This is a genomic window from Acinetobacter sp. NIPH 284 (assembly GCF_000369425.1).
Lineage (GTDB): Bacteria > Pseudomonadota > Gammaproteobacteria > Pseudomonadales > Moraxellaceae > Acinetobacter.
The window spans coordinates 1040274-1055202 of sequence record NZ_KB850011.1; the positions used below are offsets into that span (position 1 = coordinate 1040274).

Below are 14929 nucleotides of genomic sequence, written 5' to 3' on the forward strand. Positions count from 1 at the left end.
ATCAGGTATTTTTAATGGCGGCTTTATCTATCCATGAACGTAAGCGTTTACGTCAAATTGGTCATGCACTTAATCCAGTTGTAATGATTGGTGGCCAAGGTCTTACAGAAAACGTCATTGAAGAAACTCATCGCGCACTCAATGATCACGAACTCATTAAAGTGAAAATTGCAGGTGAAGATCGTGATGCACGTGCCGCAGTAATTGATGCGCTTGTTGAAGCAACAGGTGCTGAATCTGTACAGAAAATTGGTAAAATTGTTTTGCTTTATAAAAAAGCAGCAAAACAAAACCAGCATCTTTCTAATTTAGTTCGTTTTGCTCACTTAAGTAATAAGTAATCAAAATGGCAAGTTATGAACTTTCTGCTTTCGATCGCTTTAATGCTATTACTGTCGTTGGAGCAATTGAGCAACAAACACCAGCGACATTAAATGTTGGTTTTTGGGTTCGTGATCCCAATCAGTTTCTGATTTACCCAGATCAAGTCAAGGCTCATCCTCGCCAAGACTTTTTATGGGAGCAGACTTGTTTTGAGATTTTTATTGGTGTGAAAGATGAAGATTTTTATCGTGAAATCAATCTTTCTCCCTCTCAAGCTTGGCAAGCCTATCAATTTGAAGAATATCGCTTCCCAGAGGATATGCCGCCCGTTGCTGCATATGACATTGAGTTGAACCATTTGCAACGCACACATTATGGTTTAAATGTCAGTCTAGATTTATCTAAATTTATGCAACAGAATAAATTGAAATGGTCTGACTTGTATTTAGGTTTAACTGCGGTTTTTAATACCACTCAAGGTAATCACTATTTTGCAATGCAACATAGTAGCCCACAAGCCGACTTTCATAATAAACGCGATTGGTTACATCAATTCTAAAAAATAAAAAAAAGCGAGAATGATCTCGCTTTTTTTATTTAAATACTTGTTAGCTAGCGCGAACTTTATTCCAAGCTTCTACCGCTTGCTCTTTAGTACGCTTAAAACTACCAACCAAAGTATCTTTATGCTTCACTGAAATTTGACCAATATCATCTTTCAACTCTTTGCTGACCTTCGTTAAATCTTCAATTAAAGCATTTAACTCAGTTTTTAATGCATTCGTTAATTCAACTAAATTGCCTTGTGATGAATTCAGTTGAGTTTTAATAACATCAATACGCTGCAAAATATCTTGCTTAATTTGTGCAAGCTGATTTTGGATATTTTGGTTAAGTTCTTTCGCTTCCGCCTCAATTTTTTCTTGAGTTTCAGCTAATACTTCTTTCACTTGCTCTTGAGTCTCAGCAATGACTTCTTTCGCTTGTTCCTGAGTCTCAGCAATCACTTCTTTCGCCTTCGCTGTTTTTTCAGCTACAACTTCTTTCGCTTTTGCAGTTTTCTCAGCAACCACCTCTTTCACTTCTGCCGTCTTTTCAGCAACAGCTTCTTTAACTTCAGTGGTTTTCTCTGCAACAACTTCTTTCGCCTTCGCTGTTTTTTCAACCACAACTTCTTTAACTTCTTCAGTTGCTGGTGTCGTTTGATTATCAGCCATTGTGTTTCCCCTCTATATTGTTAGTTGATTTTTTGGCTAAATATAAGATAAAACGCTTTACTTTTAGAGTATGAAAAAATTGTTAGACAATTTTCATAATATCTCATGATATAGATAGAAGAATGATTGATTTGGCAATAGACATAACAACAGCCAAACTTATAAAAGAAAAACTACAATTACTCGCTTTAGCCAATAAAACAGATAGACTTTTGAACTACTCATGCGTATAATGCGCTGTTAAGTTACAAGCGAGCAGACTGGAAGGAGGGGCATGTTTTTAAAGACAGCCTACCTTTTTTTATGTCTTCTCGCTTTTTTACAGCCCTATTTTTGTGGTTTTAGTTCAGGAGCTTTGGTTTGAGCACCCCCGCCATTTTAGCCCTCGCAGATGGAACGATCTTTAAAGGAACGTCTATCGGTGCATCGGGAAGTACGACTGGTGAAGTCGTTTTTAATACAGCCATGACTGGCTACCAAGAAATTTTGACTGACCCAAGTTATGCGCAACAAATTGTGACGCTGACTTATCCCCATATTGGAAATACAGGCTGTAATAGCGAAGACGTTGAATCTGGTCGCATCCATAAAGTATGGGCGAACGGTTTAATTATTCGTGATCTTCCTTTATTACATAGTAATTTCCGTGCAGAACAATCACTCAGTGAATACTTGGAACAACATAATGTTGTTGCAATCGCTGATATTGATACGCGTAAATTGACACGTATTTTACGTGACAAAGGTGCGCAAAATGGTTGCATCCTTGCTGGTGAAAATATCACTGAAGAAGAAGCAATTGCAAAAGCACGTGCATTCGGTGGTTTAAATGGTTTAGACCTTGCAAAAGAATGCTGTGATCCTGAAGGCTTTGAATGGACTGAAGGTTCTTGGACTTTAGGTCAAGGTTTTAGCCAACCAGAATTTAAATTTCATGTTGTTGCATACGATTATGGTGTCAAAACCAACATCTTACGTATGCTTGCAGACCGTGGTTGTAAACTCACTGTTGTGCCTGCACAGACCCCTGCTGAGAAAGTTCTCGCTTTAAATCCAGATGGCGTGTTCTTGTCAAATGGTCCTGGTGATCCAGCAGCATGTGACTATGCGATTGAAGCAGTAAAAACGATTGTTGAAACTACGACTTTACCTGTATTTGGTATTTGTTTAGGTCACCAAATTTTAGCACTTGCTTCTGGCGCGAAGACCATGAAAATGAATCATGGTCATCACGGTGCAAACCATCCTGTACAAAATCTTGAGAATGGTACAGTGATGATTACTTCTCAAAACCACGGCTTTGCTGTCGATGAGAGTACTTTACCTGCAAACTTAAAAGTGACACATCGCTCTCTGTTTGATGGTACAAACCAAGGTATTCATCGCACTGACAAACCAGCATTCAGCTTCCAAGGTCACCCTGAAGCAAGCCCTGGTCCACATGACTGTGCTCCATTGTTCGATCATTTCATCGAACTTATTGAAGCATCTAAGAAGTAATTAAGGAGCGAATAATGCCTAAACGTACGGATATTAAAAGCATCTTAATTATTGGTGCAGGTCCAATTGTGATCGGTCAAGCATGTGAGTTTGACTACTCAGGTGCGCAAGCATGTAAAGCACTTCGTGAAGAAGGCTATCGTGTTATTTTGGTGAACTCTAACCCAGCAACCATTATGACTGACCCTTCAATGGCAGATGCAACTTATATCGAGCCAATCACTTGGCAGACTGTTGCTCAAATCATTGAAAAAGAACGCCCAGATGCAGTCCTCCCAACGATGGGCGGTCAAACTGCATTGAACTGTGCACTTGCATTAGATGCCAACGGTGTTTTAGAAAAATACAATGTTGAATTAATTGGCGCATCAAAAGAAGCGATTGAAAAAGCAGAAGATCGTAAACTTTTTGACATCGCCATGCGTAAAATCGGCTTAGAGTGCCCTCGTGCCGATGTTGCTGAAAGTATGGAACATGCACTGGAAATTCAGTCACGTTTCGGCTTCCCAGTGATCATTCGTCCGTCATTCACGATGGGTGGTTCTGGTGGCGGTATTGCGTACAATAAAGAAGAATTTATTGAAATCTGTGAACGTGGTTTCGATCTTTCTCCAACCAAACAATTATTGATTGATGAATCACTGATTGGCTGGAAAGAGTACGAAATGGAAGTTGTTCGTGACAAAAACGACAACTGTATTATCGTATGTGCGATTGAAAACTTTGACCCAATGGGCGTACACACAGGTGACTCAATCACTGTTGCCCCTGCGCAAACATTGACAGATAAAGAATATCAAATCATGCGTAATGCATCGGTTGCTGTTCTTCGTGAAATCGGTGTTGAAACAGGTGGTTCAAACGTTCAGTTCGGTATTAACCCGAAAGATGGTCGTATGGTTGTGATCGAGATGAACCCTCGTGTTTCTCGTTCATCTGCGCTTGCCTCTAAAGCAACAGGTTTCCCAATTGCGAAAATCGCAGCAAAACTTGCGGTTGGCTATACCCTTGATGAATTGAAAAATGACATCACTGGTGGTATCACGCCTGCAAGCTTTGAACCAGCGATTGACTATGTTGTAACCAAGATTCCTCGCTTCAACTTCGAAAAATTCCCGCAAGCTGAGCCTGTATTGACGACTCAGATGAAATCTGTGGGCGAAGTGATGGCAATTGGTCGTAACTTCCAAGAATCTGTTCAAAAAGCGCTTCGTGGTCTTGAAGTAGGTGTCAGCGGCTTTGATGAAAAAATCGAAGTTGGTACGGCTAATGCCAAAGACATCATCTTAAAAGAACTTAAAGTTCCAGGCCCTGAGCGTATTTGGTATGTAGCTGACGCATTCCGTCACGGTTTCTCATTAGATGACGTATTCGAAGCAACGAAGATTGACCGTTGGTTCTTGATCCAAATCGAAGACATCGTTAAAACTGAAGCTCAAGTAAAAACTCTAGGCTTTGGCGATTTAAATGCTGACAATATCCGTTCGTTCAAGCGTAAAGGTTTATCTGACCTGCGTATTGCTGACTTGATGGGTATTTCACAAAAACAATTCCGTAAACAACGTTGGAACTTGGGTGTCTATCCAGTTTATAAACGTGTTGATACTTGTGCTGCCGAATTCGAATCTGGCACAGCTTACATGTACTCAACTTACGACGAAGAATGTGAAGCAAATCCATCGAACCGTGACAAAATCATGGTCATTGGTGGTGGTCCAAACCGTATTGGTCAAGGGATCGAGTTTGATTACTGCTGTGTACACGCTGCGCTAGCGATGCGTGATGACGGTTATGAAACCATCATGGTGAACTGTAACCCTGAAACAGTTTCAACTGACTATGACACTTCAGATCGTTTGTACTTCGAACCTGTAACACTTGAAGATGTACTTGAAATCGTACGTACAGAGAAGCCTAAAGGCGTGATCGTACAGTACGGTGGTCAAACACCATTGAAATTGGCGCGTGCTTTAGAAGAAGCAGGTACACCAATCATTGGTACATCTCCTGATGCGATTGACCGTGCAGAAGACCGTGAACGTTTCCAGCAAATGATTCAACGTCTACAGCTTCGTCAACCAAACAACAGTATCGTTAAATCTGCTGAAGAAGGTATCTCTGAAGCTGCAAAAGTTGGTTATCCGCTAGTTGTTCGCCCATCTTATGTGTTAGGTGGTCGCGCAATGGAAATCGTATATAACGAAGAAGAACTTAAACGTTACCTTCGTGAAGCAGTTCAAGCGTCTAATGAAGCGCCTGTTCTTCTTGACCGTTTCCTTGATGATGCAACTGAAGTTGATGTGGACTGCGTATCTGACGGTAAAGACGTTGTGATCGGCGGTATCATGCAACACATTGAACAAGCTGGTATCCACTCAGGTGACTCAGCATGTTCGATTCCGCCTTACTCTCTTTCACAAGAAGTTCAGGATGAAATGCGTCGTCAAACTGTTGCGATGGCAAAAGAGCTTGGCGTTGTAGGTTTGATGAACGTTCAGTTTGCAGTAAAAGGCAACGACATTTATGTACTCGAAGTGAATCCACGTGCATCACGTACTGTTCCTTTCGTTTCTAAATGTATTGGTGAGTCTTTAGCAAAAGTTGCTGCACGTTGTATGGCTGGTCAATCTTTAGAATCTCAAGGATTCACTAAAGAGATCATCCCGACTCACTTTGCTGTAAAAGAAGCGGTATTCCCGTTTGCTAAATTCCAAGGTGTTGATCCAATGCTTGGGCCTGAGATGAAATCTACAGGCGAAGTAATGGGTGTCGGTCAAACTTTCGGTGAAGCATTCTACAAAGCAGTACTTGGTTCAAACGAACGTTTACCAGGCTTGCCAACAGAAGGCGAAGTGAAGCATGCGTTCTTATCAGTTCGTGAATCAGATAAGAAATACATTGCCAATATTGCTAAACAATTAATCGAATATGGCTTCAAACTTGTTGCGACGAATGGCACACATCGTGTTCTGAAAGAAGCAGGCATTGAGTGTGAAGCTGTCAATAAAGTCACTGAAGGTCGTCCACATATTGTAGACCGCTTGAAAAATGGTGAGATTCATCTTATTGTCAACACAACTGAAGGCAAACAAGCTCAATACGACTCTGCCATGATTCGTCGTGCTGCCCTACAAGGTAAAGTGTATTACACTACGACAATTAATGGTGCTGAGGCTGTTTGCCAAGCATTTTCTGTGAAATTGCCAATGGATGTATACCGCTTGCAAGATTTACAAACTGTAGGTTAATTCTTTACTGATAAGTCCCGCCACCTTATCGGTGGCGGGCTTTTTCTTTTTTTAATCCTGTATTTTCCCAACCAATTTAGAGGGACTGAAATGCAACGTTATCCTATGACTCCTGAAGGCAAGGTTGCCTTAGAGAAAGAATTACAACAGCTAAAAACAGTGGATCGCCCACGTATTATCCAAGCGATCGCGGAAGCTCGTGAGCACGGTGATTTAAAGGAAAATGCTGAATATCACGCTGCACGTGAACAGCAAGGTTTTTGTGAAGGTCGTATTCAGGATATCGAAGGCAAACTGGGTGCAGCTCAAGAGATTGATGTCAAAACACTTGAACAAAACGGTCGTGTTGTGTTTGGTGTTACAGTAACCATCGAAAACCTAGACACTGAAGAACGTAAAACTTATAAAATCGTAGGTGATGATGAAGCAGATTTTAAAATCAATAAAATCTCAGTGAACTCACCGATTGCCCGTGGTCTTTTAGGTAAAAGCGAAGGCGACGAAGTAAAAATTCAAACACCACAAGGTGAAGTTGAATACGAAATCGTCAGTGTGGAATATCTTTAATATTCCAAACTGAATTAGCCCCTCTATTTGAGGGGTTTTTCTTCTTAAGATACTCGGTAGAAATTCAATGGACTCATCTTTGATCAACTCTCCTGTTAAACATTGGTGTGAATTCGAATTTATTTCCAAAACAGTAAAAAATCCAAATATCCATATCAAAGGCAATTACTCTTATTATTCTGCTTATTGGGATCAGGGCTTTGAACGTTGTGTGGTACGTTATCTACATGACAAACCTGCAACACCAGAAAAACCAATAGACCAACTTCATATTGGCAATTTTGTCTGTTTTGGTGCTGAATGCGTGATTATGATGGGCGGCAATCAATTACACCGTCCTGATTGGATTTCGACCTTCCCTTTTGACACCCGTAGTTTCTTGCCTGCTGGTGATACCGTGATTGCCGATGGTTGCTGGATTGGTAGCCGCGCCATGATTATGCAGGGAGTAAAATTGGGTGAAGGTGCTATCGTGGCAACAGGTGCTGTGGTCACCCAAGATGTACCGCCTTATGCAATTGTTGCTGGTGTTCCAGCCAAAGTGATAAAATATCGTTTTCCTGAACAAGACATCGAAAAACTGCTTTCCCTCAAATTGTATGACTTAGATGAAAAGCAAATTTTAAAAATGCGTGAACAATTGCAGACGGATCAACTCGTAGAGTTATGTTCATATTTAGACCAAAGTCTATAATCTTTCCAAATCTAATATTCACCTTAATATTTAAAAAAAAGATTATTTTTCAATGGATTGAATAATTAAAAACTGCTTTAACATTTAATTATTCTTATAAAATTACTAGGTTTTATTATGCTACTAATAAGTTTAATATGAAAACATAGATCTTATTTTAAACAAAAATTTAGAAACAACTCAAAGTGTAATAATAAGGAGTAATCAACATGACTTATCAAAAAATCCTCGTTGCAATTGATGACTCTGAAATCTCCGATAATGTCATTCAACAAGCGGCTCAACTTGCAAAAGCCCTAAATAGTGAAATCACTGTGGTTGAGGTGATGACCTTAGACCCATATTTGGCAGATGCATACCTTAGACTCGGTCAAAGTAATGAATTGATAGAGCGTGTTCGTAGCTACGTTCAAGAAAATTTAACCAAAGCGGAAAAGAAATTTGAAGCTTTAGGATTGACAGTTGCAACTCAAGTGTTGGAAGGCTTCTCTGTAAATGGGGAAATTATCAGTGCTGCACAGAACTTAGGTGCTGATCTGATTATTATGGGATCACACGGTCGGACTGGTTTCAAAAAATTTATCTTAGGCAGCGTAGCTCAAAAAGTATTAGGTGAAAGCCATATCCCTGTTTTGGTCGTACGTTAAATATTCTGATTTTTAGTTTTAGAAGACATCGCAACCCTTATGAAACCTTAAGTTTGATAAGGGTTATTTTTTGATTATTGAGTTTTTAATTCAATAGGTTTTGCTTTTTGTAAAACTTCTTTTGGTAACTCAGTCGTAGAAACAATCGTCAGTTACTGTGTATTTGCTTGAATGTTTTCTTTCTTAAGATCATTCAGTACACCATTGGTATCTTTAGTACTTAAGGGCTTTTTTGCACACAGATTTGAAATGTAAAGCCCCCTAATTGAGCTAAATTTAAGGCCTAACTTGGGTAAGTGGGTCGACCTAATTTCGCAAATCTGTTGAGGACTGCTATGCGTGCATGAATCTCATTCACTTGGCTATCAAAATTCCTTGAGCAGAGTTTATCGCCTAATAATTTAAGAACAAATATTCATCGTTTTTACTTAAAAGTATCACATTGATTGATATCTCCAGATTTCAGACCTTGCTGAAACCAGTGCATTCGTTGTTCACTACTGCCATGTGTGAAACTATCGGGAACAACCTGACCTGTAGCTCTACGTTGTAAATAGTCATCGCCAATTTTCTCGGCAGCATCCATTGCTTCTTCAATATCACCCTGTTCTAAAAATTGAGTGCGTTGTTGATTCTGATGCGCCCAGATACCAGCAAAACAATCCGCCTGTAATTCTAAACGGACAGAAAGCTGATTTCCTTGTGTTTGGCTAGCTTGTGCACGTGCTTGCTGTACTTGACCAGAGATGCCCAATAGATTTTGAATATGATGCCCGACTTCATGCGCAATAACATAAGCCTGTGCAAAATCCCCTGCTTGATCTTGGCGAGAAAGTTCTGTCTGATTCTGCTCACCAGAAATACCCATTTGCTGGCGCATATCTTTAAAGAAAGCAGTATCGATATAAACTTTTTGATCAGCAGGACAATAAAACGGCCCCATCGCTGCTTGTGCCCTACCACAAGCTGATTTATCGACACCGCTAAACAAAACTAAGCGTGGTGGCGTGTAAGTCATGCCAAGTTTTTGAAAAATCGGCGTCCAAGTATCTTCTGTATCCGCAAGAATAGTTCCAACAAAATCACTTGCCTCTTTCTGTTCAGCAGTTAAATTTTGTGGCGCAACACCCTGTTGTGAAGACTGAGCACTGGTAACCGCTTGAGTTGCTTGATAGGCTTGTTGTGGGTCTACTCCAAAAAACTTCCACGCAACAAATGCAACGATCAAACCTATAATACTGATACCACCTGCTTTTGCTCCACCACCACCACGACGATCTTCAACATTGGTACTGACACGACGACCTTTCCAACGCATATTAACCTCACATATGATAATGATGGTGATTGAGCATTTTATTTATGCAGATGCTTTTGACCAAAATTTTTGAATAAGTATAACAACCATTAATACAATCGCACCCGCAATAAAGCCGATTCCTAGATTAATCAAAGTTGGTGTTAAGGCACCAATAATTGAACCAAAACTTGGAATCAATTCTAAGTGGTCTACGGTTTCTTCAGTAAAATGATGTAATAAAGGAACTGTATGCGAAATAATTCCACCACCTACCAAAAACATTGCAACCGTTCCAACAATAGATAATGTTTTCATTAGAATAGGAGCAAATGCGAGTAGACCACGACCTATTTTATTTTTAAACGCAGATGCTTGCTGTGTTAAATATAAGCCTAAATCATCAATTTTCACAATCATTGCAACAAAACCATAAACACCTACGGTCATTACGATTGCAATCACACTTAATACAGTCACTTTAGTCATAAATGCTGCTGTTGCAACTGTACCTAACGAAATCACCACAATTTCAGCAGATAAAATAAAATCCGTACGAATCGCACCTTTTACTTTTTCTTTTTCAAACTTGTCTAAATCTATTTCGATCTGTTCCAAGCTTTCATTGGCTTCCTCAGCTGTTTTTGCTTTTTTATGCTGGAGCATGTGTACAACTTTTTCTACTCCTTCATAACATAGAAATAAGCCGCCAATCATTAATAAAGGATTGATTAACCAAGGTGCAACTACACTAATCAGTAATGCTAATGGAACCAAGATAAGTTTATTAACGAAAGACCCCTTAGCAACTCCCCATACCACAGGCAACTCTCGATCTGCACGTACACCACTGACTTGCTGCGCGTTTAGGGCTAAATCATCACCCAACACCCCTGCTGTTTTTTTTGCAGCCATCTTACTCATTACCGCAACATCATCTAAAATCGTTGCAATATCATCGAGTAATAACAATAATCCACTCGCCATTTTTATTTCCCAGTTTGTATTTATTTCGCTATTGTAGAATTCCTCAATAAATTCACAACATTATTTTAAGAAAAAGTTTAAGCAATCGCTGACGAAAAAATTTTATTTCCCGTACAATAATATCAATCTTTATATTTATGAAACTACTGAATCTTGGAATATATCATGAGTAATGCTGATCAACGTCCAATCATCTTGACAGGCGACCGCCCTACTGGACAACTTCATCTTGGACACTTTGTTGGCTCGTTACGCTCTCGTGTTGGTTTACAAGACAGTCATCATCAACACCTTTTATTAGCAGATGCTCAAGCACTCACTGATAATGCTGATAATCCAGATAAAGTCCGTAATAATATTCTTCAAGTTGCATTAGATTATTTGGCAGTTGGTATTGATCCAACCAAAACAACGATCTGTGTCCAATCATGCTTGCCTGCTCTCAATGAACTGACCATGCTCTATCTGAATTTTGTGACGGTTGCTCGTTTAGAACGCAATCCAACCATTAAGTCAGAAATTCAAATGCGTGGTTTTGAACGAGATATTCCTGCTGGCTTTTTATGTTATCCAGTGGCTCAAGCAGCAGACATTACCGCATTTAAAGCGACTGTAGTACCTGTTGGCGAAGATCAAATCCCAATGATTGAACAAACCAATGAGGTTGTACGTCGCGTTAACCGCCAAATTGGTCATGACTTATTACCTGAGTGTAAAGCATTATTATCGAATATGGGACGCTTACCTGGTTTTGATGGTAAAGCAAAAATGTCTAAATCTTTAGGCAATACTATTGTGCTGAATGCTTCTGATAAAGACATTAAAAAAGCAGTCAACGCAATGTATACCGATCCAAATCACTTAAGAATTGAGGATCCAGGTCAAGTCGAAGGTAATATTGTATTTACTTACCTTGATGCGTTTGATCCAAATAAAGAAGAAATCGAAGAACTAAAAGCGCATTATCGTCGTGGTGGTTTAGGTGATGGTACGGTGAAAAAACGCCTAGAAGGTGTACTCAAAGAATTGATCCTGCCGATTCGTGAACGCAGAGCTGAACTTGAAAAAGATCCTGATTATATTATGGACATTTTAAAACATGGTACAGATAAATGCCGTGACATTACTCAGCAAACATTAGATGAAGTGAAAAGTGGATTAGGTTTATTTAAATTCTAATTTACGTTACTTTTATCGCAAAAAAGCCCATATTTCTGGGCTTTTTTAATTAACTCATGGATTTAAGTCTAATTTAAGAACTACCCAATAAAATTTATAACTAACAATTTTCGTCACTTATTAACATCTATTAACAGTAGTTAACATGAATACCTATGAATTTGGTTAAGTTTTTTTATATGATGGCTATGTAGATTAGAAAAAACTAATCTTATGACATTTCTCCTTTTCATCGAAACTGTTTTTTTAACAGATTCGTTGTTCAACGCAATGACAACCCCAATCATTGCGTTTTTTTTATGCCTATTTCTCGATTGTGAAAACATGTAAGTTTTTAGCAATAAAAAGTTAATTGTAGCGGTCTAGCTTATTTTTTGATCTATGATAATTTTTCAATAACTACCACACACTGAGAGAGATTATTATGTCCATTGCTAAAGTCGTCGAAGTCAATTCTAGCAGCAACACAAGCTTTGAAGATGCAATTCAAACTGGAATTGCTAAAGTCACTGAAACGGTCAAAAATGTTCAAGGTGCTTGGATCAACGAGCAGAAAGTAGTGATCAAAGACAATAAAATTACTGAATATCGCGTGAATTTAAAAATTAGTTTCCTTGTTGAATAAAAAGATTTTATCTTTTAAAAATCCCCGTTTGGGGATTTTTTTATATTGACAATGTCGACAATATTTGATCATCCAAAATGATCAAACAGATTATAAAATCATCTTTTATTCATCTGCCAGAGCATAGCAATCAGAACGATTTAAGTTGAAATTCACCCCCATTCGCTTTACTCTTATAACTGTTTTATTTTTATAAAAATTTTATTAATTATCTCAAAAAGATATAAGAGTAATACAAATGATATGGGATTTATTAACACATCCATCAAACATTGTTTTTAGTATTTCATTAATGCTATGCCTATTTATAGGTGCTCTAGAATTAATTTTATTATTATTTAGCGGTAGTAGTAGTTTCATTGATCAATTTTTACCAGACAGTCTAGTTGATGTTGATCATGCCGATATTTCTATTGAACATACTAACGGTATTTTTACTCAGCTTTTAGAGTGGCTTTATCTAGGAAAAGTTCCTCTTCTCATTTGGTTAATTATCTTTTTAACGGTCTATTCACTCACAGGTCTCATTATTCAGGATATTTTTTTCCACTTAACCGAGCATTATTTATCTGCTTGGATCATTGCTCCTATGTGTTTATTTTTATGTATGCCACTAGTGAGAACAAGTGCAGCATTGATCAGTAAAATTATTCCAAAAGATGAAACCACAGCCATTCATAGTGATGAACTGATTGGTCGTACAGCACAAATTATTTTAGGACAAGCCACACAAAACTCCCCTGCTCAAGCTAAAGTAAAAGATCAATTCGGTCAAACCCATTATGTCTTGGTTGAACCTGAGTTAGATATTATTTTTTACCAAGGGCAAGATGTGATTTTAACCCAAAGAACAAAAATTGGATTCCAAGCAATTACTGCTTAATTTATATATTAATTTAATGAGGGATTTTAAATGTTGAGTTCAGCATTGACTGAAATTTTAATCATCACCGGTATTATTTTTGCAGCACTCATTTTTATCGGTGTTGTGATTGCTCGCCTATATACCCGTTCCAGTAAAGAAGTGTCTTTTGTGCGAACAGGTTTTGGAGGTGAAAAAGTTATTCTAAACGGAGGAGCAATTGTCCTCCCTGTTTTACATGAAATTATTCCTGTGAATATGAATACTTTGCGCCTCGAAGTTAAACGGGCAGCAGATCAAGCACTGATCACTCGTGATCGTATGCGTGTCGATGTCATGGCTGAATTCTATGTTCGAGTCAAACCTACTGGTGAATCAATTGCAACGGCAGCCCAAACATTAGGTCGAAAAACCATGTCACCTCAAGAATTGAAAGACTTGGTTGAAGGCAAATTTGTTGACTCTTTACGTGCTGTTGCTGCTGAGATGGCAATGGAAGAACTGCATGAAAAACGTGTGGACTTTGTACAAAAGGTTCAGCAAGTCGTTTCTGAAGATTTATCTAAAAATGGTTTAGAACTTGAAACAGTGTCATTGACTGGTTTAGACCAGACCAGTTTTAAATTCTTTAATCCACAAAACGCCTTTGATGCAGAAGGTTTAACCAAACTAACTGAAACCATCGAAGATCGTCGTAAAAAGCGTAACGACATTGAGCAAGATGCTGATCTGGCGATTCGTGCGAAAAATCTGCAAGCTGAACAGGCAAGACTACAAATTTCTCGTGAAGAGGAATATGCCAAGCTACAGCAGGAACGTGAAATTTCAATTCGCAAGGCCGAACAAAGTGCTGAAATTGCTGCTCAAGAAGCGGCTAAAAAGCGTGAAGCTGAAGAAGCCCGTATTGCTGCTGAACGTGAAGTTGAAATCAAACGTATTGCTTCGGCTCGTGATGTAGAAAATGAAAATATTCAAAAAGCACAATTGATTCAAAAAGCGCAGGTTGAACAAAAGAAAACCATTGAATTGGCTGAACAAGACCGTGCAATTGCGATTGCTGAAAAATCTCGTGCAGAATCAGAAGCCAAAGCCCAAGCAGATAAAGCCCGTGCCGAAGCCGTAAAAGCCGAAGAAGAAGTTGTAACGGTACGTGAAACACAACGTGCTGAACGTCAAAAAGCGGTTGAACTAGTTGCAGCCAAACAGACTGCTGAAAAAGAAGCAATTGCTATCACTGTCGCAGCAGATGCAGGTAAAAAAGCCGCTGCTGATGAAGCAGAAGCTGTACGTATTGCTGCTGAAGCCGAAGCTGAAAAAATTCGCTTAAGAGCGAAAGGTGAAGCCGATGCTAAAATCTTGCTTGCTCAAGCCTTAGAGAAACAATATCAAGTTGATGCGGAAGGTGCTCGTGCAGTCAATGAAGCCGCCAATACCCTTTCTGCTGAACAAGTGGAAATGCAAGTTCGTCTGGCATTACTTAAACACTTACCTGAAATCATTCGTGAAAGTGTGAAACCAATGGAAAATATTGATGACATCAAAATTTTACAGGTGAATGGTTTAAGTAGCTTTGCAGGTGGTTCTGCATCAGGTGAAACAATAGAAAGTAGTCAAACTTCTTTGTCTGATCAGGTTGTGAATAGCGCCCTACGCTACCGTTCACAAGCACCGTTAATTGATAGCTTAATGAGTGAGTTAGGTTTACAAGGCGGTGATATCAATGGTTTAACTCAAGGGTTGAAACCTAAAACTGAATAAGTATTTTCGATCTATTAAGAGTCT

General features: G+C 38.9%; 14 protein-coding genes and 1 pseudogene. 11 read left to right on the forward strand and 4 right to left on the reverse strand.

The genetic code is table 11. The features are described from left to right. The first annotated feature begins 14 nt into the window (after positions 1-14). The gene (gene yhbY / locus F908_RS10925; protein ID WP_004660805.1) at positions 15-341 is read left to right on the forward strand and encodes a ribosome assembly RNA-binding protein YhbY; all 327 of its coding nucleotides are present in this window, start codon (positions 15-17) and stop codon (positions 339-341) included. Positions 342-346: 5 nt separating this feature from the next. Then, on the forward strand, positions 347-883 hold the full coding sequence (locus tag F908_RS10930) for a DOMON-like domain-containing protein (protein ID WP_005161717.1): 537 nt from the start codon (positions 347-349) through the stop codon (positions 881-883). A 49-nt stretch (positions 884-932) separates the two neighbouring features. On the opposite strand, the gene F908_RS10935 is transcribed toward F908_RS10930, so the two are convergent. Then, positions 933-1541, reverse strand: a complete 609-nt coding sequence (locus tag F908_RS10935) for a hypothetical protein (RefSeq protein ID WP_005161718.1) — start codon at positions 1539-1541, stop codon at positions 933-935. Between the two features lie 360 nt (positions 1542-1901). Here F908_RS10935 and carA point away from each other — a divergent pair, with 360 nt between their 5' ends. From carA to F908_RS10960, 5 genes are all read left to right on the forward strand, one after another. Continuing rightward, positions 1902-3041: a glutamine-hydrolyzing carbamoyl-phosphate synthase small subunit gene (gene carA, locus F908_RS10940; RefSeq protein WP_005161719.1), complete on the forward strand. Its 1140-nt coding sequence runs from the start codon at positions 1902-1904 to the stop codon at positions 3039-3041. Between the two features lie 14 nt (positions 3042-3055). Beyond that, a complete protein-coding gene (gene carB / locus F908_RS10945; protein ID WP_005161720.1) occupies positions 3056-6289 on the forward strand; it encodes a carbamoyl-phosphate synthase large subunit in 3234 nt (1077 codons plus the stop codon). Between the two features lie 90 nt (positions 6290-6379). Further along, positions 6380-6856 carry a transcription elongation factor GreA gene (gene greA / locus F908_RS10950; protein WP_005161722.1) on the forward strand — a complete coding sequence of 159 codons (477 nt, stop codon included), beginning with the start codon at positions 6380-6382 and terminating at the stop codon, positions 6854-6856. A gap of 67 nt (positions 6857-6923) precedes the next feature. Next, positions 6924-7550, forward strand: a complete 627-nt coding sequence (locus F908_RS10955; RefSeq protein WP_005161724.1) for a CatB-related O-acetyltransferase — start codon at positions 6924-6926, stop codon at positions 7548-7550. A 209-nt stretch (positions 7551-7759) separates the two neighbouring features. After that, a complete protein-coding gene (locus F908_RS10960; protein WP_005161726.1) occupies positions 7760-8197 on the forward strand; it encodes a universal stress protein in 438 nt (145 codons plus the stop codon). A 283-nt stretch (positions 8198-8480) separates the two neighbouring features. On the opposite strand, the pseudogene F908_RS15980 reads toward F908_RS10960, so the two are convergent. The 3 genes and pseudogenes from F908_RS15980 to F908_RS10970 all read right to left on the reverse strand — a co-directional run. Then, positions 8481-8603, reverse strand: a pseudogene (locus F908_RS15980) (IS5/IS1182 family transposase); the annotation flags it as partial. 18 nt (positions 8604-8621) lie between these two features. Continuing rightward, positions 8622-9515, reverse strand: coding sequence for a KPN_02809 family neutral zinc metallopeptidase (locus F908_RS10965; RefSeq protein ID WP_005161727.1), 894 nt, complete (start codon positions 9513-9515; stop codon positions 8622-8624). A gap of 42 nt (positions 9516-9557) precedes the next feature. Beyond that, a complete protein-coding gene (locus tag F908_RS10970) occupies positions 9558-10481 on the reverse strand; it encodes a DUF808 domain-containing protein (RefSeq protein WP_005161730.1) in 924 nt (307 codons plus the stop codon). A 165-nt stretch (positions 10482-10646) separates the two neighbouring features. On the opposite strand from F908_RS10970, the gene trpS reads away from it, so the two are divergent. The 4 genes from trpS (at position 10647) to F908_RS10990 (ending at position 14905) form a co-directional block, all read left to right on the forward strand. After that, positions 10647-11660 carry a tryptophan--tRNA ligase gene (trpS, locus tag F908_RS10975; protein WP_004664430.1) on the forward strand — a complete coding sequence of 338 codons (1014 nt, stop codon included), beginning with the start codon at positions 10647-10649 and terminating at the stop codon, positions 11658-11660. A gap of 424 nt (positions 11661-12084) precedes the next feature. Next, complete coding sequence (locus tag F908_RS10980) at positions 12085-12285, forward strand: dodecin family protein (RefSeq protein WP_004755923.1); 201 nt, start codon at positions 12085-12087, stop codon at positions 12283-12285. A 238-nt stretch (positions 12286-12523) separates the two neighbouring features. After that, complete coding sequence (locus F908_RS10985) at positions 12524-13168, forward strand: YqiJ family protein (protein WP_005161736.1); 645 nt, start codon at positions 12524-12526, stop codon at positions 13166-13168. A gap of 30 nt (positions 13169-13198) precedes the next feature. Beyond that, positions 13199-14905 (forward strand): flotillin family protein, encoded by a 1707-nt coding sequence (locus tag F908_RS10990; protein WP_005161738.1) that lies wholly within the window; start codon positions 13199-13201, stop codon positions 14903-14905. Positions 14906-14929 lie beyond the last annotated feature (24 nt).

Excerpts from the sequence above, each read along its gene's own strand:
- F908_RS10970 (WP_005161730.1), bottom strand. The coding sequence starts at position 10,481 with ATGGCGAGTGGATTATTGTTATTACTCGATGATATTGCAACGATTTTA.
- F908_RS10930 (WP_005161717.1), top strand. The coding sequence starts at position 347 with ATGGCAAGTTATGAACTTTCTGCTTTCGATCGCTTTAATGCTATTACT.
- F908_RS10985 (WP_005161736.1), top strand. The coding sequence starts at position 12,524 with ATGATATGGGATTTATTAACACATCCATCAAACATTGTTTTTAGTATT.
- F908_RS10980 (WP_004755923.1), top strand. The coding sequence starts at position 12,085 with ATGTCCATTGCTAAAGTCGTCGAAGTCAATTCTAGCAGCAACACAAGC.
- carB (WP_005161720.1), top strand. The coding sequence starts at position 3,056 with ATGCCTAAACGTACGGATATTAAAAGCATCTTAATTATTGGTGCAGGT.
- F908_RS10990 (WP_005161738.1), top strand. The coding sequence starts at position 13,199 with ATGTTGAGTTCAGCATTGACTGAAATTTTAATCATCACCGGTATTATT.
- F908_RS10955 (WP_005161724.1), top strand. The coding sequence starts at position 6,924 with ATGGACTCATCTTTGATCAACTCTCCTGTTAAACATTGGTGTGAATTC.
- yhbY (WP_004660805.1), top strand. The coding sequence starts at position 15 with ATGGCGGCTTTATCTATCCATGAACGTAAGCGTTTACGTCAAATTGGT.
- F908_RS10960 (WP_005161726.1), top strand. The coding sequence starts at position 7,760 with ATGACTTATCAAAAAATCCTCGTTGCAATTGATGACTCTGAAATCTCC.
- F908_RS10935 (WP_005161718.1), bottom strand. The coding sequence starts at position 1,541 with ATGGCTGATAATCAAACGACACCAGCAACTGAAGAAGTTAAAGAAGTT.
- F908_RS10965 (WP_005161727.1), bottom strand. The coding sequence starts at position 9,515 with ATGCGTTGGAAAGGTCGTCGTGTCAGTACCAATGTTGAAGATCGTCGT.
- greA (WP_005161722.1), top strand. The coding sequence starts at position 6,380 with ATGCAACGTTATCCTATGACTCCTGAAGGCAAGGTTGCCTTAGAGAAA.
- trpS (WP_004664430.1), top strand. The coding sequence starts at position 10,647 with ATGAGTAATGCTGATCAACGTCCAATCATCTTGACAGGCGACCGCCCT.